20 protein-coding genes are annotated in these 23,329 nt (G+C 70.5%); 12 read left to right on the top strand and 8 right to left on the bottom strand.

The window, feature by feature from the left end:
- Window positions 1–363: 363 nt before the first annotated feature.
- Window positions 364–1,260, top strand: a complete 897-nt coding sequence (locus DSM26151_RS15085; protein WP_234661912.1) for a ParA family protein — start codon at window positions 364–366, stop codon at window positions 1,258–1,260.
- The gene (locus DSM26151_RS15080) at window positions 1,260–2,237 is read left to right on the top strand and encodes a ParB/RepB/Spo0J family partition protein (RefSeq protein WP_234660339.1); all 978 of its coding nucleotides are present in this window, start codon (window positions 1,260–1,262) and stop codon (window positions 2,235–2,237) included. Before DSM26151_RS15085 ends, DSM26151_RS15080 begins: the two co-directional genes overlap by 1 nt.
- Before the next feature lie 63 nt (window positions 2,238–2,300).
- On the opposite strand, the gene DSM26151_RS15075 is transcribed toward DSM26151_RS15080, so the two are convergent.
- The 6 genes from DSM26151_RS15075 to DSM26151_RS15050 form a co-directional block, all read right to left on the bottom strand.
- The gene (locus DSM26151_RS15075; protein WP_234660338.1) at window positions 2,301–3,260 is read right to left on the bottom strand and encodes a D-alanine--D-alanine ligase family protein; all 960 of its coding nucleotides are present in this window, start codon (window positions 3,258–3,260) and stop codon (window positions 2,301–2,303) included.
- A 16-nt stretch (window positions 3,261–3,276) separates the two neighbouring features.
- The gene (locus DSM26151_RS15070) at window positions 3,277–4,602 is read right to left on the bottom strand and encodes an aminotransferase-like domain-containing protein (RefSeq protein ID WP_234660337.1); all 1,326 of its coding nucleotides are present in this window, start codon (window positions 4,600–4,602) and stop codon (window positions 3,277–3,279) included.
- 181 nt (window positions 4,603–4,783) lie between these two features.
- Entirely contained in the window at window positions 4,784–5,107 is a 324-nt protein-coding gene (gene trxA, locus DSM26151_RS15065; RefSeq protein WP_234660336.1) for a thioredoxin, read from the bottom strand.
- A 40-nt stretch (window positions 5,108–5,147) separates the two neighbouring features.
- Window positions 5,148–6,134, bottom strand: a complete 987-nt coding sequence (gene trxB / locus DSM26151_RS15060) for a thioredoxin-disulfide reductase (RefSeq protein WP_234660335.1) — start codon at window positions 6,132–6,134, stop codon at window positions 5,148–5,150.
- Between the two features lie 176 nt (window positions 6,135–6,310).
- A complete protein-coding gene (gene murJ, locus DSM26151_RS15055; protein ID WP_234660334.1) occupies window positions 6,311–7,930 on the bottom strand; it encodes a murein biosynthesis integral membrane protein MurJ in 1,620 nt (539 codons plus the stop codon).
- The gene (locus DSM26151_RS15050) at window positions 7,920–10,190 is read right to left on the bottom strand and encodes a DUF6049 family protein (RefSeq protein WP_234660333.1); all 2,271 of its coding nucleotides are present in this window, start codon (window positions 10,188–10,190) and stop codon (window positions 7,920–7,922) included. The genes murJ and DSM26151_RS15050 overlap by 11 nt, the downstream gene beginning before the upstream one ends.
- 91 nt (window positions 10,191–10,281) lie before the next feature.
- Between DSM26151_RS15050 and DSM26151_RS15045 the strand changes: the two genes are divergently transcribed.
- From DSM26151_RS15045 to DSM26151_RS15010, 8 genes are all read left to right on the top strand, one after another.
- On the top strand, window positions 10,282–11,718 hold the full coding sequence (locus tag DSM26151_RS15045) for a CCA tRNA nucleotidyltransferase (RefSeq protein WP_234660332.1): 1,437 nt from the start codon (window positions 10,282–10,284) through the stop codon (window positions 11,716–11,718).
- A 215-nt stretch (window positions 11,719–11,933) separates the two neighbouring features.
- On the top strand, window positions 11,934–12,878 hold the full coding sequence (locus DSM26151_RS15040) for a hypothetical protein (protein ID WP_234660331.1): 945 nt from the start codon (window positions 11,934–11,936) through the stop codon (window positions 12,876–12,878).
- Between the two features lie 313 nt (window positions 12,879–13,191).
- On the top strand, window positions 13,192–13,563 hold the full coding sequence (gene rpsF / locus DSM26151_RS15035) for a 30S ribosomal protein S6 (RefSeq protein WP_234660330.1): 372 nt from the start codon (window positions 13,192–13,194) through the stop codon (window positions 13,561–13,563).
- A 5-nt stretch (window positions 13,564–13,568) separates the two neighbouring features.
- Complete coding sequence (locus tag DSM26151_RS15030; protein WP_234660329.1) at window positions 13,569–14,087, top strand: single-stranded DNA-binding protein; 519 nt, start codon at window positions 13,569–13,571, stop codon at window positions 14,085–14,087.
- Window positions 14,088–14,159: 72 nt separating this feature from the next.
- Complete coding sequence (gene rpsR / locus DSM26151_RS15025; protein WP_234660328.1) at window positions 14,160–14,414, top strand: 30S ribosomal protein S18; 255 nt, start codon at window positions 14,160–14,162, stop codon at window positions 14,412–14,414.
- An 11-nt stretch (window positions 14,415–14,425) separates the two neighbouring features.
- Window positions 14,426–14,878 carry a 50S ribosomal protein L9 gene (gene rplI, locus DSM26151_RS15020; RefSeq protein WP_234660327.1) on the top strand — a complete coding sequence of 151 codons (453 nt, stop codon included), beginning with the start codon at window positions 14,426–14,428 and terminating at the stop codon, window positions 14,876–14,878.
- A gap of 475 nt (window positions 14,879–15,353) precedes the next feature.
- Window positions 15,354–16,727, top strand: a complete 1,374-nt coding sequence (gene dnaB, locus DSM26151_RS15015; RefSeq protein WP_234660326.1) for a replicative DNA helicase — start codon at window positions 15,354–15,356, stop codon at window positions 16,725–16,727.
- Between the two features lie 208 nt (window positions 16,728–16,935).
- Window positions 16,936–18,852: an FAD-dependent monooxygenase gene (locus DSM26151_RS15010; protein WP_234660325.1), complete on the top strand. Its 1,917-nt coding sequence runs from the start codon at window positions 16,936–16,938 to the stop codon at window positions 18,850–18,852.
- A gap of 55 nt (window positions 18,853–18,907) precedes the next feature.
- On the opposite strand, the gene DSM26151_RS15005 is transcribed toward DSM26151_RS15010, so the two are convergent.
- Window positions 18,908–19,276, bottom strand: coding sequence for a hypothetical protein (locus DSM26151_RS15005; protein ID WP_234660324.1), 369 nt, complete (start codon window positions 19,274–19,276; stop codon window positions 18,908–18,910).
- A gap of 57 nt (window positions 19,277–19,333) precedes the next feature.
- A complete protein-coding gene (locus DSM26151_RS15000) occupies window positions 19,334–20,050 on the bottom strand; it encodes an IclR family transcriptional regulator (protein ID WP_234660323.1) in 717 nt (238 codons plus the stop codon).
- Window positions 20,051–20,391: 341 nt separating this feature from the next.
- Between DSM26151_RS15000 and DSM26151_RS14995 the strand changes: the two genes are divergently transcribed.
- Window positions 20,392–21,948: a Re/Si-specific NAD(P)(+) transhydrogenase subunit alpha gene (locus DSM26151_RS14995; protein ID WP_234660322.1), complete on the top strand. Its 1,557-nt coding sequence runs from the start codon at window positions 20,392–20,394 to the stop codon at window positions 21,946–21,948.
- Window positions 21,949–22,018: 70 nt separating this feature from the next.
- Window positions 22,019–23,326: an NAD(P)(+) transhydrogenase (Re/Si-specific) subunit beta gene (locus tag DSM26151_RS14990; protein ID WP_234660321.1), complete on the top strand. Its 1,308-nt coding sequence runs from the start codon at window positions 22,019–22,021 to the stop codon at window positions 23,324–23,326.
- Window positions 23,327–23,329: the final 3 nt, after the last annotated feature.

The following is a 23,329-nucleotide window of genomic DNA, read 5'->3' as shown; positions in this document are numbered from 1 at the left end:
ATCCGCGAGATCGTCGGAGATGCGACCGCCGAGACGGTGTCGAGCCTGCATCGCACGGCCGCCGATGAACCGCTCGCGCACGTCGACCCCGTGATCGCACCCGAGCGGAAGGCCGTCGAATCGACCCCCGCGACCGTACCGGCCGACGGACCCTCCCCGAACGGTGTCGCATCGCTCCCTGATGCGGCGGAGGGCATCCATTCGCCGTATGCTGTCCCGGCGGATCCCGGTGCGCCGAGTCCGGTCTCGCGACCGGATGCCGGTCCGGGCGGCACCGAGCAATCGACCCAGACGCTCCCCAGGGAGCCGGGCGACCTCGCACACGACCCCGGCACAGAAGCGCCGGTTTCACGTGAAACATCCATGACACACGGAGGAACTCCCCTGGCTGATCAGCTCGCCGACGAAACCCGTCGTCGGACCGTCCTCGATGAGGCCGTCCTCCCGCTGCCCGCTGCGCCGCGCGTCTTCACGATCTCGAACCAGAAGGGCGGCGTCGGCAAGACCACCTCCGCGGTGAACCTCGCGGCCGCCCTGGCTCGGTCGGGAGCGCGAGTGCTGGTGATCGACCTCGATCCCCAGGGGAACGCGTCGACGGCGCTCGGTGTCGACCACCGCTCCGACCTGCAGAGCGTGTACGAGGTCCTCGTCTCCGACCTGCCGATCGCCGACGTCGTGCAGCGCTCGACGGAACACGAGAACCTCGATTGCGTTCCGGCGACCATCCATCTCGCAGGGGCCGAGATCGAACTCGTCTCCCTGGTGGCGCGCGAACAACGCCTCCGGCGGGCACTCGATACGCACCTCGCGGGCATGGACGAGCCGTACGACTACGTCTTCATCGACTGCCCGCCGTCGCTCGGGCTGCTCACCATCAACGCCTTCGTCGCAGCGCGAGAGGTGCTCATCCCGATCCAGTGCGAGTACTACGCGCTCGAGGGCCTCTCCCAACTGCTCAGCAACATCGAGCTCATCGAGCGACACCTCAACCCGGACCTCCGTCTCAGCACGATCCTGCTCACGATGTACGACTCGCGCACGAATCTCGCGCAGCAGGTCGCCCAGGAGGTCCGCGACCACTTCCCCACCCAGACGCTGGACACGATCATTCCGCGATCGGTGCGGGTTTCCGAGGCACCCAGCTACGGGCAGAGCGTCATCACGTACGACTTCACGTCGACGGGATCGCTCTCGTACCGCGAGGCTGCGGCCGAGATCGCATGGCGCGGCGCGCAGGAACCGCAGGAGGAGTCGAACTGATGGCGACCAAGCGAACCGGCCTCGGCCGTGGCATCGGTGCATTGATCCCGACCGTCACCGAAGAGGCGCCGAGGGCGAACCGCCCCGTCGACGTCTTCTTCCCCGAGTCCGACGTGCCGGCGGCTGCGATGGCCGCCGTCGCGCAGGCCGCCGAGGCGAACCTCGTCACGGTCCCGGGCGCGCACCTGGCGCGCCTCGACCCGGCCGACGTGCTGCCGAACGCCCAGCAGCCGCGCACGGTGTTCGACGAAGACGACCTCGCCGAGCTCGTCCACTCGATCAAGGAGTTCGGCGTGCTCCAGCCGATCGTGGTGCGTCCGCACCCGGTCGACGCCGGCAAGTACGAACTCGTCATGGGCGAACGTCGGCTCCGTGCGACGAAGGCGGCCGGGCTCGACACCATTCCGGCGGTCGTGAAGGACACCGCCGACGAGGCGATGCTCCGTGACGCCCTGCTGGAGAACCTGCACCGGTCTCAGCTGAACCCGCTCGAGGAAGCGTCGGCCTATCAGCAGCTGCTCGCGGACTTCGGGATCACCCAGGAGGAGCTCGCGACGCGGATCGGGCGATCGCGCCCGCAGATCTCCAACACGCTTCGACTGCTGAAGCTCCCCGAGCCCATTCAGGTGCGCGTCGCGGCCGGGGTCCTGAGCGCCGGCCACGCCAGGGCGATCCTCGCTGCCGGCGACGCCGAGGCGATGCAGCGCCTGGCCGACAAGATCGTCAACGAGGACCTCTCGGTCCGCGCCGCGGAGGCGATCGCCGCGCAGGCGCCGAAGGCGCCCCGACAGAAGCCCGCTGCCGGGAAGCGCCAGGAGTTCCTCGACGACCTCTCCACCCGGCTCGGCGACCGCCTCGACACGCGCGTCAAGATCTCGCTCGGTGCGCGCAAGGGGCGGATCAACATCGACTTCGCGACCGTCCAGGATCTGCGACGGATCCTCTCCGAACTCGGCGAGAACCTCGACGGGCTCTGATCGCTCGTCCTGAAGCCGTGAGACGACGGCGTCAGGGCGTGCGTGCGTTCCACGTGAAACGCGTCACGCTCCGCGTCGCGCCGCCGATCGCACCAGCGCGTCGTATACCGTCGTCGCCTCCGTGCCGGACGCCTCGATCGCGAGCGGCATGAGGGAGGTCTCGGTGAGGCCGGGCAGCACGTTCGCCTCGAGGAACCACGGGGTGCCGGCCTCGTCGACGATGAGGTCGACGCGCGAGAGGTCCCGGAGGCCGAGGGCTCCGTGCGCGGCGATCGCGGCCTCCGTGGCGCGCGCGGCAGCGTCGGCTTCGAGCCGGCACGGCGCGAAGAAGGTCGTCTCGCCCGCGTTGTAGCGGGCCTGGAACGAGTAGACGCCGGCCGAGGGCACGATCTCGACTGCGGTCAGCGCGCGCGCCGTGCCATCCGTCTCGACGATGCCGACCGACACCTCTGTCCCGACGATGCGCTGTTCGACCACGGCCGCATCCGCGTACGTGAACGCGTCGACCATCGCGCGGGGCAGGTCCGACGGGTCCTCGACGATGGTGACGCCCTGCGCCGAGCCACCGGATGCCGGCTTGACGACCAGCGCACCGGGGAGTGCCTCTCGGATGACGCGCAGCACGCTCGCGGCACCGAGCTCGCGGAACGACTCGTGCGAGAGCACGATCGACGCCGGAACGGTCACGCCCGCGCCGGCGACGATGGAGCTCGCGACGGGCTTCGACCACGCGCGGCGCGCGGCCGGGCCGGTCGACCCGACCGTGGGGACGCCGAGCGCCGAGAGCAACTCGAGGAGCGTGCCGTCCTCTCCGCTCGAGCCGTGCAGTGCCGGGAAGACCACGTCCGGGCGTGCCTCGGAGAGGAAGGGCAGGAGGCCGGCATCGGGATCGCGCAGCTCGACCCGGTGCCCGGCGCGCGCGAGCGCATCGGCGACGCGGCGCCCGGAGCGCAGGGAGACGTCGCGTTCGTGGGAGATCCCGCCGGCGAGAACGACGACGAACAGACCCGTGGATTCGCTCATGATCAGGGATTCTCCACTACTTGAGGTCGGTTGGCGGGGCAGGTTCGATGCCCGGCAGGTCTGGTGTCTGGAGGCGACCGGTGCCCTCGAACGTGTCGAGCAGGTCGAGCTCGCCGTTGATGACGGTGGCGAGACGGCGGATGCCGAGCCGGATCGACTCCGGCGTCGGGTAGCAGAACGACAGCCGCATCGCGTGGCGGCCGCGGCCGTCGGCGAAGAACGCGGTTCCCGGCGTGTAGGCGACGAGCTCTCGGACCGCGCGGGGAAGCATCTGCTTCGAGTCGAGCCGATCCGGCAGCGTGGCCCACACGTAGAACCCGCCATTGGGGTTGGTCCACGACAGCTGGGGCAGGTACTCCCCCAGTGCGTCGATCATCGCATCCTTGCGTTCCCGGTAGACCCCGCGGAACGCGTCGATCTGGCCGCGCCAGTCGGCCTCCGACAGGTACTCGGAGACGACGAGCTGACTGAACGAGGAGGGCGAGAGGATCGCCGACTCGGCGGCGAGGACGAGCTTCTCGCGGATGGCGTGCGGAGCGAGCGCCCAGCCGACGCGGAATCCCGGGGCAAGGGTCTTCGAGAATGAACCGAGGTAGATCACGCCCTCCGGGTCCATGGACCGGAGCGCGTGCGGCGCGGGCTCGTCGAAGTGGAGCAGCCCGTAGGGGTTGTCCTCGAGGATCAGGATCTCGTTCGCACGGCAGATCTCGAGGATCTCGGGTCGGCGCGCCGCCGAGAGGGTGACCCCGGCCGGGTTGTGGAAGTTCGGGATCGTGTAGAGGAACTTGATCCGCCGGCCCTGCCCGCGGAGCACCGCGATGCTCTCGCGCAGCGCGTCGGGGATGAGTCCGTCCTCGTCCATGGCGACGTGCACGACCTGCGCCTGGTAGGAGCGGAACACGCCCATGGCGCCCACGTACGACGGCGCCTCGGCGAGGACGACGTCACCCGGGTCGAGGAAGAGCTTCGCGACGAGATCGAGGGCCTGCTGGGAACCGGTCGACGTGACGACGTCGTCGACGGAGGCATCCCGAATGCCCTCGAGGGCCATGACGTCGAGGATGTGCGCCCGAAGCGAGGGGATCCCCTGCCCGGAGCCGTACTGGAGCGCGACCGGGCCCTGTTCGCGCATGGTCCGCTCGAAGGCGGACGTGATGAGCTCCTGCGGCAGGGCCGAGACGAACGGCATTCCACCCGCGAGGGAGACGACCTCGGGACGGGAGGCGACGGCGAAGAGGGCCCGCACCTCGGAGGCTGCGAATCCGGCGGCTCGCTCGGCGTAGTTCGCGTACCACGGGTCGAGGTTGTTGCCGGTCCGCTGGGGCACTCCGTCAGAGCTCACTGGTGCTGGTCCATTCTGTTCAGGGTCTCCATGCTAGCCAGCCGGTGCAGGGGGTCCGAACGGATGTCGCGTGCGCGACGGGTCGCCCGGAAACGCCGCAGGGCCCGTAACCACGTCACGCGGTTGCGGGCCCTGCGGTTCGGCCGAGGCCGGCCTGAGCGGATCAGGCGACGAAAGCGGATCAGGCGATGAACTCGGCGAGGTCCTGTTCGAGGACCGGCTTCGGCTTCGCGCCGATGACGGTGCGGACGACCTCGCCGCCCTTGAACACCTTCATCGCGGGGATCGCGGTGATCTGGTACTTCATGGCCAGGCCGGGGTTGTCGTCGACGTTGAGCTTGACGATGTCGAGCTTGTCGGCGTGCTCGGTCGCGATCTGGTCGAGGATCGGGCTCACGGCGCGGCACGGCCCGCACCACTCGGCCCAGAAGTCGACCAGGACGGCCTTGTCGTTCTTGAGGACCTCCTGCTCGAAGGTCGCCTCGGTCACGTCACGTGCGGTCATGGTGTTCTCCTTGGTCGGAAGTTCGGTGGCGAGCGCCGCGTCAGCGCACGGCCTCGGCCAGGTCGGCTGAGACGAGTTCGGGTCCGGCGTCCGCCGATCCGGCATCATCGAGCGCCGCGAGGAAGTGCTCGGCGTCGAGTGCCGCCACGGTGCCCGAGCCCGCAGCGGTCACCGCCTGACGATACGTCGGGTCGACGACGTCGCCCGCCGCGAAGACCCCCGCGACGGAGGTCCGCGACGACCGACCCTCGACCGCGATCGTGCCTTCCGCGGTCAGATCGAGCTTGCCGTGCACGAGGTGGGTGCGCGGGTCGTTGCCGATCGCGACGAACAGGCCGTCGAGATCGAGCGCTCGGACGTCACCGGTCACGGTGTCGGTCAGGCTGACACCGGTCACGGCGGTGTCGCCGTGGATGGCGGTGACCTCGGCGTTCCAGACGAACTCGATCTTGGGGTTGTCGAAGGCGCGCTGCTGCATGATCTTCGAGGCCTTCAGCTGGTCGCGACGGTGGATCACGTAGACCTTGTCGGCGAAGCGCGTGAGGAAGGTCGCCTCCTCCATCGCCGAGTCGCCGCCGCCGACGACCGCGATCGTCTTCTCGCGGAAGAAGAACCCGTCGCACGTCGCGCACCACGACAGCCCGTGGCCCGAGAGCCGCTCCTCCTCGGCGAGCCCGAGCTTGCGGTAGGCCGAACCCGTCGCGAAGACGATCGTCTTCGCCTCGTGCTCGCCGCCGTTGCCGAGCTTCACGCGCTTGACCGGACCGTCGACGTCGAGCTCGACGACGTCGTCGTAGACGACCTCGGTGCCGAATCGCTCGGCCTGCGCCTGCATCTTCGTCATCAGCTCGGGACCCATGATGCCGTCGGGGAACCCGGGGAAGTTCTCCACCTCGGTGGTGTTCATGAGCTCGCCGCCGATCTCGACCGAACTCGCGATGAGCAGCGGCTTGAGCTCGGCGCGCGCCGCGTAGATCGCGGCGGTGAATCCCGCCGGGCCCGATCCGATGATGATGATGTCGCGCAAGAAACCGCTCCTGTCATTCCGACGTACTGCACTGGCACCCGCGGCGCGGATGCCTCACATGGTCGAACACAGTCTAGGCGGCGGCTATTCCGTGGCCTGCGGGCTCGGAGGCAGGTCACAGCCGGGCCCGTGGGACCCGACGGATGCCGCGGCCGACGCCGGCGGCATCCGCTCGTTCACCGGCGGAGCCGGGCAAGGACGGGCTCGGCGAACCCGCGCAACTCGGGAGAGCGCAAGATCCACAGGATGGCGCCGTAGAGGGCGAGCATGACCGAACCGACGATCGCCATCACGGCGATCGCACCCCACCGGTCGGAGACGGCGAAGCCGCCCTCGGTGAACGCGCCGAACGACCACACGAGCCAGAACCCGACGACCGCCGGCAGCAGGACGGCCGCGAAGTCCCGCGCGAGGCTGCCGATGACCCGCCTGGCATCGAGCCGGGCGAGCTTCGGGCGCAGCAGCACCAGCGCGAGCGCGAGCTGGATCGTCCCGGCGACCGTGGTCGCGAGTGCCACGCCCACAGCGATCCACTCCCTGGGCAGCAGCAGGCAGGTCACGGCCGCCGCCGTGAACACGACCACCTGCACCAGGGTGAACAGGAACGGGGTGCGCGTGTCGCCAAGCGCGTAGAACGTGCGCTGCACCACGAAGAGGATGCTGAACCCGAGCAGTCCGACCGCGAACGCGACGATCACGTTGCCGAGCGCGGCGGTGTTCGCGAGGTTGCCCGGCTGGAAGACCGCGGCGAACGGGTACGCGACGACGACGAGCACGGCCGACGCGAGCATGAGGATCAGTCCGACCCCGCGGACGGCACCGGAGAGGTCTGCCCGGACGCGGTCGAGGTGGCCGTCCCGGGCGTGCTCGCTCATCCGGGTGAAGTACGCCGTCGCGATCGACACCGTGATCACCGAGTGCGGCAGCATGAAGATCAGCCACGCCGTGTCGACCGCGGCGATCGACGCGCCCGCGCCCGAGGCCGTGCTGAGCACGTTCGTCTGCACGACGCCCGCGAACGTGGTCAGCAGCAGCATCCCGAAGGTCCACCCGGCCATCCGGCCGGCTGAGCGCAGTCCCACCCCGCGCCAGTGGAAGTCGAGCCGGAAGCGCAGGCCGATCCGCCGCCAGAACCAGAACAGCACGAATGCCTGGGCCGCGATGCCGAGGGTCGCCGACCCCGCGAGGAGGGCGATCATGCCCGGCGTCCACTCCCCCGCGCTGCGCGTGCCGTCCGGGTCGAAGCCGAACGCGAACCCGAAGGCGACGAGACCGAGCAGGGCCACGACGTTGTTGAGCACGGGAGACCACGTGTACGGCCCGAAGCTGCTCCGGGCGTTGAGCACCTCGCCGAGGAGCGTGTAGAGGCCGTAGAAGAAGATCTGCGGCAGGCACCAGAACGCGAACGCGATCGCCAGCTGCAGGGTCTCGGGCGGCAGGCGGTTGCCGTAGATCCAGGCGAGGACCGGTGCCAGGGCGGTCGCCACGAGCGTCGCGCCGCCGATCACGACGAGCGCCAGGGTGACGAGCTTGTTGATGTACGCGCTGCCGCCGTCGGCGTGGGTGCTCGCCCGCACGATCTGCGGGACGAGGACTGCGCTCAGCACGCCGCCGGCCACGATCACGTAGACCGTGTTGGGCAGGCCGTTCGCCACGGCGAACGCGTCGGCACTCGCCGACCCGACGACGCCGATCGCTGCCGCCAGGACGATCGCCTTCAGGAACCCGAGGACCCGCGAGACGATCGTGCCCGACGCGAGGAAGAGACTCGCTCGCGCGATGCGGTCATCGGCCATCGGGGCGCTCCGTCTCGTTCGGGTCTGACGGCGTCGGCTCTGCGGGATCGGCAGGCACGGCGGCATCCGCTCGATCGTCGTCGGCTGGCTCGGCCGGCTCGGCTGGTTCTGCGGGCTCGGTGGCCTCGGCGCCATCCCTCTCCGCGGCGAGCCGCTCGCGGCGGCGCCTGCGCACGGTGCGCAGCACGCCGATCGCGAACACGAGCACCGCCAGAGCCGCGAGCACCGCAGCACCCACGCCCTCCCAGTCGGCGTGCACGTTCGCGGGAATGCGCTCCGTGCCGCCGATCGGCGTGCCGTTCGGCGAGGTCAGCGACACCTCGAGCGTGACCTCGCCGCTGCCGACACCCGCCTCGACGGGGACGAGCACGGTGCGCCGGCTCTCGGCCTCGACGGTCGCCTCGACCGAGTCCTCGACGAGGAGCCGCCCGTTCGTCGGGTCCACGGTCAGCACGACGTCGACCGCGTAGGGCAGGTCGTTCTCGACCGCGATCGGAATGCCCGTCGCGCTCGCGACCACCAGCACGCTGCTGCTCGGGACCACGCGGACCGAATCGGTGATCGCACGCTGGTCGACCAGCCACGCGCCGACCGACTCCGTCCACGACGCCTGGTCGGCCAGCCAGCCGGTCGCGAGCAGCGCGAGCAGGTCTCGGCGCGTCGGCGCCGTCAGCAGCGCCGGATCCGAGAGCACGTCGGAGAACTCGTCGACCGACGCCTCCGCTGCGAGCATCCGCTGGACGTTCTGACGCCGCTGGTCGTCCTCGGGGAGGGACACGAGCGTCCGCGTGCGCGGGGGTGCGCCGATCGCCTCTGCGAGGGTCGCCGGACGCGACCACGCCGACGTGGCCAGCGCATCGAGCGTGTCGCCGACGCGGTCGGCACTCGAGCCGGCCGACCGCGCGAACGTGCCGAGCGCGATCGAAGCGGCATCCGGTGCCAGCGCGAGCCCAGCGACCGCGTCCGCGACGGCCCCGCGCCACGCGGTCTCGGTCGACGCCGACGCCGCGCGACGCAGGTCGGCCTGCAGGCCCGCGTGCGCGACGACCGCGCCCCGACCCTCGATCGTCGCCGCGGCGGCGATCGACCCGCCGGCGGCCTCGACGTTGCCGGGCGCGAGGATCGCCGTCGTCAGCCCGCCGGCCGCGAAGCGGTCGAGGTCGCCGGATGCCACGGAGTCGTCGGCCGGCCACGCGATGTCGGTGCGCGTGTAGTCCCAGTCCAGCAACGCGTCGTCCGTCGGGACGCCGCCCGGCGCGGGCGAGGCGGACGGAGCCTGGTCGCCGGTCGGCTCGCCGGGCTCGTCATCGGAACCGCCGCTGCCCCCGGCATCCGCTTCGGGACCGGGGGCGGCAGGGAAGTCGGCCGGATCGAGCGTGTCGGAGAACCCGAGCGGCTCGAGAGGAGCCTCCAGGCCCGCCTGCGACTGCACCGCCAGGTCGGCATCCGCATACGCGAGCGGGAACACGTCGTTCGGCATCCGCTCGAGCGCCGCCAGCCAGTCCACCGCCGACTCGGGCGCCGACGCGCCGAGCGCCCGGATCGAAGCCGGGATCCGCGGGTCGATGCCGACCGCGACCGGGTGCCCCGTGACCGCCTCGAGCTGCCGGGTGAGCAGACCCAACGGCGCCGTCCACGCCTCGAGGTCGTCGGCGCCGATCAGGCCCGCCGTGTCGGCCGGAACCGTCAGCGGGTACGCGAGGGCGAGCCCGATCCCCTCCCCGGACGTGACGAGCGTGTTCGCGACCGCCGTCGATGCGGACGCCGATGAGCCGCCGGGCACGTCGATCGTCGCCGACAGCCCGATGACCGGGTCGTCGCGGTCGGTCGCGTCGGCCGGAATCGTGAACAGGAAGCTCGTCGTCGACCCGATCGGCAACGCCGTCGCGGCGCGCTCGGCGACCTGGGTCGCGCCGGGTGGCCGCCCGGCCGAACCGGTCCACTGCGCGAGCTTGCCCGCATCGTCGATGCCGTCGGCCGCGATCGCGAACGAGACCGTGCCCGCATCGATGACGGTGTCGCCGTCGTTGACGACCTCGACCTCGACCGTGATCGGCGAACCTGCGGCGACCGTCGTGGTCCCCACGGGCGCGACGCTCACGCGGACTCCGCCGTCGGGTTCGGCCGTGCTCGAAACGGCCGTCGCAGCGTGCACGGGCGCGACCGCGGCGGCCGCACCGAGCGCCGCGGATGCGGCCCCGGCGCACGCGAGGGCGAGGAGTCGGCGCAGGCGTCGAGAAGGATTCGACACGGCCGGCATGCTGGCGATTCTACGGCGTGGCGTCCGCGAGGACGCGGGGCGCCGGTCGGCCCGTCACGCGCTCGGTCGCGGCCCTGCTTAACATGGAGCAATGCAGAGTGTCGCGGAGGCCCTCGACCGGCTGAAGGGTCTGGCGGCCTCGCCGACGGTCGCCACGCTCGCCGACGCCTTCCGGACGGCCGGCTTCGAGCTCGCGCTCGTCGGCGGCCCGGTGCGCGACGCCTTCCTCGGTCGCCCGACCAACGACCTCGACTTCACGACCGACGCGACGCCAGACGAGATCCTCGCCGTCGTCGCACCGATCGCCGAAGCGCACTGGGACATCGGCCGCGCGTTCGGCACGATCGGCGCGAAGGTGCGCGGCAACACCGTCGAGATCACGACCTACCGCGCCGATGCCTACGACGGCACGTCGCGCAAGCCCGACGTGGTGTTCGGCGACTCGCTCGAGGACGACCTCGTGCGCCGCGACTTCACGGTGAACGCGCTCGCGCTGCGGCTTCCGCAGCTCGAACTCGTCGACCCGTCCGGCGGCGTCGACGACCTCATCGCCGGCACCCTGCGCACGCCCTCGCGCCCCGAGGTCTCGTTCGGCGACGACCCGCTCCGGATGATGCGTGCCGCGCGCTTCGCGGCCCAGCTCGGATTCGACCTCGAGCCCGGGACCCTCGAGGCCATGGGCGCACTGGCCCCGGAGATCGACCGCATCTCGGCGGAACGGGTGCGCGACGAGCTCGCGAAACTGCTGTGCACGTCGCGCGCGAGCCGCGGCATCCGCCTGCTGGTCGACTCGGGGATCGCGGCGCGCGTGCTGCCCGAGATCCCGGCACTCCGGCTCGAGATCGACGAGCACCACCACCACAAGGACGTCTACGAGCACAGCCTCACGGTGCTCGACCAGGCGATCGACTACGAGGTCTCGCGGGGCGTGCTCGACTCTCCCGACCTCGTGGCGCGCCTCGCGGCCCTGCTGCACGACATCGGCAAGCCGGCCACCCGGCGGCTGGAACCGGGTGGAGCGGTGTCGTTCCACCACCACGACATGGTCGGCGCGAAGCTCGCCCGCAAGCGGTTGCGCGAGCTGCGCTTCGACAACGACACCGTCAAGGCCGTCTCGCGTCTCATCGAACTGCACCTGCGTTTCTTCGGGTACACCGACGGCGCATGGTCGGACTCGGCCGTGCGCAGGTACGTGCGCGATGCCGGCGACCAGCTCGAGCGACTGCACATCCTGACCAGAGCGGATGTCACGACCCGCAACCGCCGCAAGGCCGACCGGCTCGGCTTCGCGTACGACGACCTCGAGGAGCGCATCGCGCGGCTCGCCGAGGAGGAGGAGCTCGCCGCCGTGCGGCCCGAGCTCGACGGAGCGGCCATCATGGACATCCTCGGCATCCGCCCCGGGCCAGTCGTCGGCGAGGCGTACCGGCACCTGCTCGAGGTGCGGCTCGACGAGGGCCCGATCGGGCCGGATGCCGCGCGCGAGCGCCTGCTCGCCTGGTGGGCCGCCCGCGGCTTCGTCGAGTGATACCCGTATCACCGAGTGTTACTGCTGCAGCGGCATCACTCGGCGCGAGCGGTATCACTCGGGGAACTGGCGCTTGCGTGGACCTCGGTGATCGCGGGAACGTGAGCGGCACCACCGACGGCGGTGCCGTCCTCCACAGCAGCGAGATCGGGCGGATGGGCTGCACTCGGCCAGGGTGAGCGGATGCCGCGCGGCGGCGGTGCCACGGTCGCCTGATGGATGAGTACACGCCGAAGCTCGTTGCGATCGCGACCGCGCGGGACCTCCGCGATGCCGGAGTGGCGGCGCCCGAGCGCGAGGCCGGACTCGTGCGCGTGCGCCGCGGACTCTATGTGGCGGATGCCGCCTGGCCGGCGACCGAGCGCGAAGCGCGGCACCTCATCCGCATGCAGGCAGTGATGGAGGCGGTCACCGAGCCCGTGTTCTCGCACGTGTCGGCCGCGGTGCTGTGGGGGCTGCCGGTGGTCGGCGCGCTCGAGGGCGTCCACGTCATGGGCAACGGGAAGGTCGGAAGACGGACGCGGCGCGGCATCGTGTGGCACAACCATGCGCTCGGAAGTGGGGATGTCGTCGAGCTGAACGGATTCCAGGTGACGAGCCTCGAACGGACCGCGTTCGACATCGCGTGCTCGCGTGGAATGGAGGCCGGCGTCGCAGCCGTCGATGCCGCGCTGCGCGACCGGTTCGTCACCGGCCTCGGCACCTCGGTGTCGGGCGTTCAGCGGGATGCGCTGCTCGACATGTTCGAGGCGCGACGCGGTGCCCGAGGCATCCGCACGGCCCTGTCCTGCGCCCGCTTCGGTGACGGCCGCTCAGGCTCGGCAGGGGAATCCATCAGCAGGTGGAACCTGCACCGGCTCGGGTTCCCGCCGCCCGAACTCCAGGTCGCGTTCGCCCGCGACGGTGGTGGGTTCGACATCGTGGACTTCGACTGGCCCGAGCACGGGCGTTTCGGCGAGTTCGACGGCTTCGGCAAGTACGTACGCGCTCCCCTGACCGGCGGCAGGTCGATCGAGGAGGTCGTGTGGGACGAGAAGCGACGCGAGGACCGCGTGAGGCGCCACCGTCCGTTCGCGTCGCGGTGGGGCTGGTCTGAGGCCCGCGACCTGCGAGCGCTCGAGCGACGGCTCCTCGCTGACGGCCTCCCGAAGTGCCGCTGAGCCGGTCCGCCACCGAGTGATACCCCTATCGCCGAGTGATACCGCTGAATCGGCAACACTCGGCGACAGGGGTATCACTCGACGGAAGGAGGCAGGGTGCGGCAGTTCGGGCGCGGGGAGGCGCGGGGAGGGGCGGCCGACGCGCGCGGCACGCGGCGCAGGCGAGCACGTGCGATGTGCGCGAGCCAGCGGCATCCGTTACACTTGGCAGGTTGTCTGCGTGCCCGACTCCGGGCCTCCGCGGAACAACGCATGTACACCCTCCTGTCGCAGAACGTCTGCGACCGCTGAGTCCGAAGGAGGTGGGTCTGTCATGCATCAGTACGAGCTGATGGTCATCCTCGATCCGTCGATCGACGAGCGCACCGTTGCTCCCAGCCTCGACAAGTTCCTCAACGTCATCCGCAAGGACGGCGGATCGGTCGACAACGTCGACATCTGGGGCAAGCGTCGCCTGGCATACGAGATCGACAAGAAGTCCGAGGGCATCTACGCCGTCGTGAACTTCACCGCCGAGTCGGCCACGACCAACGAGCTCGACCGCCAGCTGAACCTCAGCGAGGCGATCATGCGCACCAAGGTCCTCCGCACCGAAGAGGCTGTCGCCCGGGCCGAGAAGGTCAAGGCGGAAGAGGCCAAGCGGGCCGCGAAGAAGGCGACCGCAGCGGCGAAGAAGGACGCCTAGTCCTCATGGCCGGCGAGACCGTCATCACCGTGGTGGGCAACCTCACCGCCGACCCCGAGCTGCGCTACACGCAGTCCGGGCTGGCTGTCGCGAACTTCACGATCGCGTCGACGCCCCGCACGTTCGACCGTCAGGCGAACGAGTGGAAGGACGGCGAGGCCCTCTTCCTGCGCGCGAGCTGCTGGCGTGAATTCGCCGAGCACGTCGCCGGGTCGCTCACCAAGGGAACCCGGGTCGTCGCGCAGGGGCGTCTCAGGCAGCGTTCCTACGAGACGAAGGAAGGCGAGAAGCGCACGAGCATCGAGCTCGAGGTCGACGAGATCGGCCCGAGCCTGCGCTACGCCACCGCGTCCGTGACGCGCGCCCAGTCCAACCGCGGCGTCGGCGGCGGAGGCGGCTCCCTCGGGGGCGGCCAGCAGCAGTCGGATGACGCGTGGGCGCCGAGCGCTCCCGCGCAGTCCTCGGGCGGCGGCGACGTCTGGAACACCCCGGGCACCAACTACGGCGACGAGACGCCCTTCTAGGCCGTCAGGCCGGCGACGGATGCCACGCGGCATCCGCTCGCACCCGAAACTCACACACGACAGGAAAGATCCATGGCTGGAAAGAGCAGCGGCGACCGCCGCAAGCCGCGGAAGGGCGCGAAGAACGCCGCCCCCGCGAAGTCCGTCAAGGTCGGCATCATCGACTACAAGGATGTCGCGACCCTTCGGAAGTTCATCTCGGAGCGCGGCAAGATCCGCGCCCGCCGCATCACCGGTGTCTCCGTGCAGGAGCAGCGCCTCATCGCCCGCGCAGTGAAGAACGCGCGCGAGATGGCGCTCCTGCCCTACTCGGGCTCCGGCCGCTAAGGAGCACGACAATGGCAAAGGTTATCCTCACGCACGAGGTCACGGGTCTCGGCGCAGCCGGCGACGTGGTCGAGGTCAAGAACGGGTACGCCCGCAACTACCTCGTCCCCCAGGGCTTCGCCACGCCGTGGACTCGCGGCGGCCAGAAGCAGGTCGACCAGATCAAGGCTGCGCGCGCTGCGCGCGAGCTGCACTCGCTCGAGGACGCGCAGTCGTTCAAGGCGAAGCTCGAAGAGGGCAAGGTCCGCCTGCCGGTCAAGGCCGGCCTCGGCGGCCGTCTCTTCGGCTCGGTCAAGCCGGCGGATGTCGCGGCAGCCGTCGCCGACGCCGGCCTGGGCTCGATCGACAAGCGCAAGGTGGAGTTCTCCGCCCCGGTGAAGTCGGTCGGCGACCACGCGGTCACCGTCCGCCTCCGGGAGGACGTCTCCGCGACGATCACCCTCCAGGTGGTCGCGGCGAAGTAGTCGCATTCCGACGCACGACGCGGCGGTGGGCTGATGCCCCCGCCGCGTCGTCGTTTTCGCGGCTCTTTACACCCCGGAGAGTCGTCTCCACAAGTCCTCATTTCGGGGATCTGTCCTCAGGTTTGTGCACAGGTGAGCAGCCGCGCGGCGGAGGGTTCCGAAGAACTTTTCCCCCACAGGTGTGAGTAGATGAATCCCCTGGTCAGATCAGAATTCAACCCGTGTAATTCACACGAATTCCACAGTTTTCCACAGGCGGTGTGCACATGATCCACGGCGTTTCTCGCACATCTTCCACAGAGTTATCCACAGGGCGGCTTGTGTCGGCGTGAAGCCCTTCCCTATGGTGAGTCAGTCCCGTCCGACCCAGCCCGTCCGAACCCCCGCGATCGGCTCCCGCGCGCCCCTGTCGGAGGCCCGCGGTAGGACTGGATCACGAGATGTTCCGGGGATGACCGGCGAGCGGAGGTAGCACGTGTCGATCGCGCACATCGGGATCGCCGAACCCGCCGGTGACCCCGAGCGCGGGCGCGGTGAGCGCATCCCGCCGCATGACCTCCTGGCCGAGCAGAGCGCGCTCGGCGGCATGATGCTCTCGAAGGACGCGGTCGCCGACGTCATCGAGACGCTCCGCGGCGTCGACTTCTACGTGCCCAAGCACGAGGTCGTGTTCAACGCGATCCTCTCCCTCTACTCGCACGGCGAACCGACCGACGTCATCGCGGTGACCGACGAGCTCACCAAGACCGGCGACCTGCAGCGCGCCGGCGGGGTCGAGTACCTGCACACGCTCACGAGCCTCGTGCCGACGGCGGCGAACGCCGGCTACTACGCATCGATCGTCGCCGAGCGGGCGCTGCTCCGCCGCCTCGTCGAGGCGGGCACCCGCATCGTGCAGATGGGCTACGCGGGCGAGGGCGAGGTCGTCGAACTCGTCAACAACGCGCAGGCCGAGATCTACTCGGTCACGGGGTCGGTCGAGAGCGAGGACTACGTTCCGCTGACGGATGCCATCGGCACCGCGATCGACGAGATCGAGGCCGCGAAGCACACCGACGGCAAGATGACCGGCGTGCCGACCGGGTTCGCCGACCTCGACGACCTGACGAACGGCTTCCACCCCGGGCAGATGATCATCGTCGCCGCGCGTCCCGCGATGGGCAAGTCCACGCTCGCGCTCGACTTCGCCCGCTCCGCCGCGATCACGCACGACATGCCGACCATCTTCTTCTCGCTCGAGATGGGGCGCAGCGAGATCGCCATGCGACTGCTCTCGGCCGAGGCATCCGTTCCCCTCCAGAACATGCGCAAGGGCACCGTCGACTCGCGCGACTGGACGACCATCGCCTCGACCCGCGGGCGCATCAACGACGCCCCGCTGTACATCGACGACTCCCCGAACATGACCCTCGTCGAGATCCGCGCGAAGTGCCGCCGGCTCAAGCAGCGGGTGGGGCTCAAGATGGTCGTGATCGACTACCTGCAGCTCATGACGAGCGGCAAGCGCGTCGAGAGCCGGCAGCAGGAGGTCTCGGAGTTCTCGCGGGCACTGAAGCTGCTCGCCAAGGAGCTCCAGGTGCCCGTGCTCGCGCTGTCTCAGCTGAACCGCGGCCCCGAGCAGCGTGCCGACAAGATGCCCGCACTCTCCGACCTGCGCGAGTCGGGTTCGATCGAGCAGGATGCCGACATGGTGGTCCTGCTCCACCGCGAGTCGGCCTACGAGCGCGACAGCCCGCGCGCGGGCGAGGCCGACCTGATCGTCGCCAAGCACCGCAACGGCCCGACCCGGACGGTGACCGTGGCGTTCCACGGGCACTTCTCCCGGTTCGCGGACATGGTGCAGGTGTAACGCAGCTGCCCCCACGCGTGCGGCCCGTCCCCCGACGGGCCGCACGCTCCACCTCGGCCCCGCGCGGTCCTGCGTCGACCCTGCGAGTTGTGCCGCAGGGCGACGCGGCATACCATGCATCCGCGCGATAACCGAATGGTCTGTTCGATTATCGATCACAGTATCGATCACGCAGCATCGATCACACGACGACGTGAGGAGCCCGACGGTGCAGTTCCACCACCACGGATACGTGTCCGGAGACCCGCGGGTGAAGCCCGCTGCCGGGGTCGGCATCGACCGGCCCGAGGAGCTGCCCGACGAGGTCGACGTGCTCGTCGTCGGCTCGGGCCCGGCCGGGATGCTGCTCGGCGCGCAGCTCTCGCAGTACCCCGACGTCGTCACCCGCGTCATCGAACGCCGTGACGGGCGACTCGTGCTCGGCCAGGCCGACGGCATCCAGCCGCGCAGCGTCGAGACGTTCCAGGCGTTCGGGTTCGCCGAGCGGATCATCGCCGAGGCCTACAACATCGGCTACATGAACTTCTGGGGCCCCGACCCGGCCGACCCGGCGAAGATCATCCGGACCTCCCGCACCGAGGACTACGGCTACAAGATCAGCGAGTTCCCGCACCTCATCGTCAACCAGGCGCGCGTGCTCGACTACTTCGCCGAGGCGGCCGCCAACGGTCCCGGGCGGATGGTGCCCGACTACGGCATCGAGTTCGTCGGCCTCACCGTGCACGACGAGGGCTCCGAGGCGGCGGGCGAGTACCCCGTCGAGGTGCGCGTGCGCTACACCGCCGGGGAGCGCGAGGGCGAGGAGCGCATCGTGCGCGCCAAGTACGTCGCGGGCTGCGACGGCGCCCGCAGCCGGGTGCGCGACGCGATCGGGCGCAAGCACGTCGGCGGCTTCTCGGCGCACGCGTGGGGCGTCATGGACGTGGTCGTGAACACCGACTTCCCCGACTGGCGCACCAAGTGCGCGATCAACTCCTCGGCGGGCAACATCCTGCACATCCCCCGCGAGGGCGGGTACCTCTGTCGCATGTACATCGACCTCGGCGAGGTGGCCGACGACACCCACGAGGTGCGCAAGACGCCGATCGAGACGATCATCGCCAAGGCCAACGACATCCTGAACCCGTACACGCTCGACGTGCGCGACGTGGCCTGGTTCAGCGTCTACGAGGTCGGCCATCGGGTCACCGACCACTTCGACGACCGGGCTGTGTCCGTCACCAGTGAGGGGGCGGATGCCGCTCCGCGCGTGTTCCTCACCGGTGACGCGTGCCACACGCACAGCGCGAAGGCCGGGCAGGGCATGAACGTCTCGATGCAGGACGGGTTCAACCTCGGGTGGAAGCTCGGCTCGGTCGTCGCCGGCCGTGCGCCGGCCGACCTGCTCGCGACCTACTCGGCGGAGCGGCAGCCGGTCGCGCAACAGCTCATCGACTTCGACCGGGAGTGGTCCTCGCTCATGGCGCGCAAGCCGGAGGAGATCTCGGATCCGCAGGAACTGGCCAAGCACTACCTCGGCACGGCCGAGTTCCCGTCGGGGTTCATGACGCACTACGGCCCGTCGATGATCACCGGCGACGCGACCCACCAGGCGCTCGCCACCGGGTTCCCGATCGGCATGCGCTTCAAGTCCTCACCGGTGTCGCTCGTGTGCGACGGGAACGTCGTGCACCTGGGCCACCACGCGAAGGCCGACGGACGGTGGCGGGTCTACGCGTTCGCCGATGCGCCCGCCGCCGGCGAGGCATCCGCTCTCGCTGAATGGGCTGAGCGGATGTCGGCGCCCGACGCGCCGCTGTCGCGGTACACGCCGGACGGGGGCGACGTCGACGCGGTGTTCGACGTCAAGGTGATCTACCAGCAGGCCCACGAGGGCGTCGACATCATGGCCGCGCCCGAGCTCTTCCGGCCGAAGACGGGCCCGCTCGGGCTCATGGACTGGGAGAAGGTGTTCGCCGCGGGGCCGAGCGTGTGGTGCCCGACCGACATCTTCGCCGAGCGCGGCATCTCGCGGGGCGGCGCGGTCGTCGTCGTGCGGCCCGACCAGTACGTCGCGCACGTGCTGCCGCTCGGCGCGACCGATGAGCTCGCCGAGTTCTTCGCCCGGCACCTGCTGCCCGCCTGAGCGCCGTGGCAGCGGCGGCGGAGTCGGAAGCGGGCCCGGCGCCGGTCGCGGCGCGTCAGCGGAGGCGGAACCGCGACGCTCCGACGATGAGCGCGAGCGCCCCGCCGATCGCCGTCACGAGCGGCACCAACACGATCGCGAGTGCGATCGTGTTGGCGCGGAACGCGAGCCCGTCGGGGCCGTTGATGTAGGCACCGATGGGGAGGGAGAAGCCGCCGCCTCCGCCTCCGCTGCCCTCGCCCCTGCCGGCGACGGGCCTGCCGGCCTCGGGCATCTCGCCCGAGCCCTCGCCCGCACCGAACCCGAAGCCGACGAGCGCGACCGGAACGACCTCCTGCCCGTCGATCGTCGTCTTCTCCCCGTAGGCGATCTTCGCGCCCCACGCAGGGACCGATTCCGCCAGGTTCTCAGTGAGCTTCCCCATGCTCCGACACCCTAGGCGTGTTCGCGCCGCACGGCCAGAGTCCGACGCCCGCGGGGGTCAGGCCCCGTGGCTGCGCGCGATGCGGCGGGCCGTCGCGGCGAGCCGCTCGGCGATCTCGTCTTCGGGCTTCGCGAGCGACACGTGGATGGCGGCGACGGCCGCCGGGGGCTGGCCCGGCAGGATGAGCGGAACCGCGACCGACCGGAGCGAGGGCACGACCTCGTCGTGGCTGAGCGCGAACCCGCGCGCGCGGCTCTCCTCGAGTTCGCGGCGCAGGTCGTCGGTGATGCCGCGCGGCCAGTCGCTCTCGGGCATCGCGAGGAGGATCGCCTTGCCCGGTCCGCCGCGCGTGATCGGATGCCGGTGGCCCGGGCGGTACGACACGACCGCCGTCGATTGCCTGGGGGCGGCGCTGATCAGGGTGACGGCCTCGTCGGAGTCGACGAGGACCGCGACGAGGCAGGTCATGCCGAGGTCGTCTGCGACCGCGGAGAGTTCGGGCAGCGCGATCTGTTGGAGGTCGCGGGAAACCCCCGAGGCGAGCGCGGCGAGTCCGGTGCCGAGGAGGAGCCGGCCGGCGGCGTCGCGGGCGACGAGGCCGTGCTCCTCGAGCGTGCGCACGAGTCGGTAGGCGACCGAGCGGTGCACGCCGAGGCCTGCGGCGACCTCGTCGATCGAGAGGTTCCGGTCGGCGTCGGCGAGGACCTCGAGCACGCGGATGCCGCGGCTCAGCGTCTGCGAGCCCGCGGCGGCGGCTGGTCTGGATGCCTGCACTGCCCGGCCTTCCCTCCGTCGGGGTCGAGCGGATGCCGCGACTCCCCGCTCGATAGTAGAACGCGCCGCGCGGAACCCGAACGCACGCGTGGCGCGCGGGCGCCTTCGGGGGTGCGGATTCCGATTCGCGGAAGAACCGACGGACTTTCCACCTTCCGGGGCGCGAAATCGTGGAGTTCATGGCATCCGTCGACATATGGTGATCGCGTGCAGCAGCGTCGCGGCTCCGGAACCTGCCGGACGGCGGACTCGCACAGACCCGTTCACACAGACCCGTCCACGAGGTACGGCCTCGCGCGGCCGGCGGCGACGCCACCGGCCCGCAGCCGGAAGGAGTACGCATGACGCGCATCGGCGTCGTCCACGAGCAGGGCACGGAAGCAAGGGTCGCCGCCACGCCGGCGACCGTGAAGCAGTTGATCGGGCTCGGCTACGAGGTCGCCGTCGAGGCGGGTGCGGGGGCCGACAGCGCGTACCCGGATGCCGCGTACGCCGACGCCGGCGCGGTGCTCGTCACCCGCGAGGCCGCGTTCTCCTCGCCCATCGTCCTCAAGGTCAACGCCCCGACGCCCGATGAGATCGCGTTGCTCGAGCCCGGCGCGACGCTCGTCAGTCTGCTCAGCCCGGCCCTGCGCCCCGATCTGCTCGAAGCCCTCGCCGCGCGCGGGGTCACGGCGCTCGCGCTCGACGCCGTCCCGCGCATCTCGCGCGCGCAGTCGATGGACGTGCTGAGCTCGATGGCGAACATCGCCGGGTACCGCGCCGTCATCGAGGCCGCGCACGAGTTCGGACGCTTCTTCACCGGGCAGGTCACCGCGGCCGGGAAGGTACCGCCCGCGAAGGTGCTCGTCGCCGGTGCGGGCGTCGCGGGCCTCGCGGCGATCGGTGCGGCATCCAGCCTCGGCGCGATCGTGCGTGCGACCGACCCCCGCCCCGAGGTCGCCGACCAGGTCAAGTCGATCGGCGGCGAGTACCTGAAGGTCGAGGTCGAGGTCGAGCAGTCCACGGACGGGTACGCGAAGGCCACGAGCGAGGCGTACGACCGGCGCGCGGCCGAGATCTACTCCGAGCAGGCCGCCGACGTCGACATCATCGTGACGACCGCGCTCATCCCCGGACGGCCTGCGCCGCGGCTGATCACGGCGGCGGATGTCGCGAGCATGAAGCCCGGCAGCGTCATCGTCGACATGGCGGCGGGCCAGGGCGGCAACGTCGAGGGCTCGGTCGCGGGCGAGCGCGTCGTGACCGACAACGGCGTCGTGATCCTCGGGTACACCGACCTCGCCTCGCGTCTGCCCGCGCAGGCGTCGCAGCTCTACGGCACGAACCTCGTGAACCTCGTCAAGCTCGTCACGCCGGGCAAGGACGGGCAGCTCGTGCTCGACTTCGACGACATCGTGCAGCGGTCGGTGACCGTCGTGCGCGACGGCGAGGTCACCTGGCCGCCGCCGCCCGTGCAGGTCTCGGCGGCGCCTGCCGCGCCGGCGTCGAGTGCAGCGGATGCCGCGGCATCCGCTGCCAAGCCCAGGAAGAAGCTCTCGGCCGGTGGCCGGGCGGCGCTCATCGGCGTCGGCATCCTCGCCCTGTTCGCGATCAACGCGATCGCACCGCCGCCGCTGCCGCAGCACTTCACGGTGCTCGCGCTCGCGATCGTCGTCGGCTTCTACGTGATCGGCAAGGTCGCGCACGCGCTGCACACCCCGCTCATGAGCGTGACGAACGCGATCTCGGGCATCATCATCGTCGGCGCGATCCTGCAGGTGACGAGCCCGGTGCCGGTGGTCCAGGTGCTCTCGGCGATCGCCATCCTGATCGCGAGCATCAACATCTTCGGAGGGTTCGCGGTGACCCGGCGCATGCTCGGCATGTTCGCCAAGGGCGACCGTCCCACGACGTGACCCGATGGGCCGGTGCGCCGGCCGACCCCGAACCCATCTCGTTCGTCCGTTCCCCCGAGGAGACCCGCTCGTGTCCGAAAGCCTCATCACCCCCGAATCCATCGCCGGCGCCGCGTACCTGGTCGCCGCGCTGCTGTTCATCCTGAGCCTCGCGGGGCTCAGCAAGCACGAAACCGCCAGACGGGGTGTCACCTACGGCATCGCCGGCATGGCGATCGCGCTCGCCGCGACGGTCTGGCTGACCTTCCACGACGCGCTCGACTCGCCCGCGGGCGTCACCGGCCTCGTGCTCCTGGTCGTCACGGTCCTCGTCGGAGCCGGCATCGGCCTGTGGCGCGCCCGACGGGTCCAGATGACCGAGATGCCGCAGCTGATCGCCCTGCTGCACAGCTTCGTCGGCCTCGCCGCCGTCCTCGTCGGTTGGAACGGCGCCCTCGCCGAGCCCCACCTCGAGGGTGCGCTGCTCGACATCCACCACGCCGAGGTCTTCATCGGCGTCTTCATCGGCGGCGTGACGTTCACCGGATCGATCGTCGCGTTCCTCAAGCTCTCGGCGCGCATGAAGTCCGCCCCGCTCGTGCTGCCCGGCAAGAACGCGCTCAACCTCGGCGCGGTCGTCGCGTTCCTCGGACTCACCGTCTGGTACGTCGCGGACACCCAGATGTGGCTGCTCGTCGTCGTCACCGCGCTCTCGCTCGCGCTCGGCTGGCACCTCGTGGCCTCCATCGGCGGCGGCGACATGCCCGTCGTCGTGTCGATGCTCAACAGCTACTCCGGGTGGGCCGCGGCCGCGGCCGGCTTCCTGCTGAACAACGACCTGCTCATCGTCACCGGTGCGCTCGTCGGCGCCTCCGGTGCCTACCTCTCGTACATCATGTGCAAGGCGATGAACCGGTCGTTCCTCTCGGTCATCGCCGGCGGCTTCGGCATCGCGGCGCCGAGCAAGGACGACCAGCAGTCGGGCGAGCACCGCGAGATCACGGTGACGGATGCCGCCGAGCTGCTCTCGAACGCGTCGAGCGTGGTCATCACGCCCGGGTACGGCATGGCCGTCGCGCAGGCCCAGTACCCCGTCGCCGAGCTCACGGCGAAGCTGCGCGAGCGCGGAATCGACGTTCGCTTCGGCATCCACCCCGTGGCCGGGCGCCTGCCCGGCCACATGAACGTGCTCCTCGCCGAGGCGAAGGTGCCCTACGACATCGTCGAGGAGATGGACGAGATCAACGACGACCTCGCCGCGACGACCGTGGTGCTCGTCATCGGGGCGAACGACACCGTCAACCCCGCGGCCGCCGAGGACCCGGGCAGCCCGATCGCCGGCATGCCCGTGCTGCGCGTGTGGGAGGCCGACAACGTCATCGTGTTCAAGGCGCTCTGAGCC

Origin of the sequence: Agromyces marinus (genome assembly GCF_021442325.1) — a bacterium.
GTDB classification, from domain to species: Bacteria; Actinomycetota; Actinomycetes; order Actinomycetales; family Microbacteriaceae; genus Agromyces; species Agromyces marinus.
The sequence above is the reverse complement of the archived record's forward strand: the minus strand, read 5'-3'. Positions and strand labels throughout refer to the sequence as shown.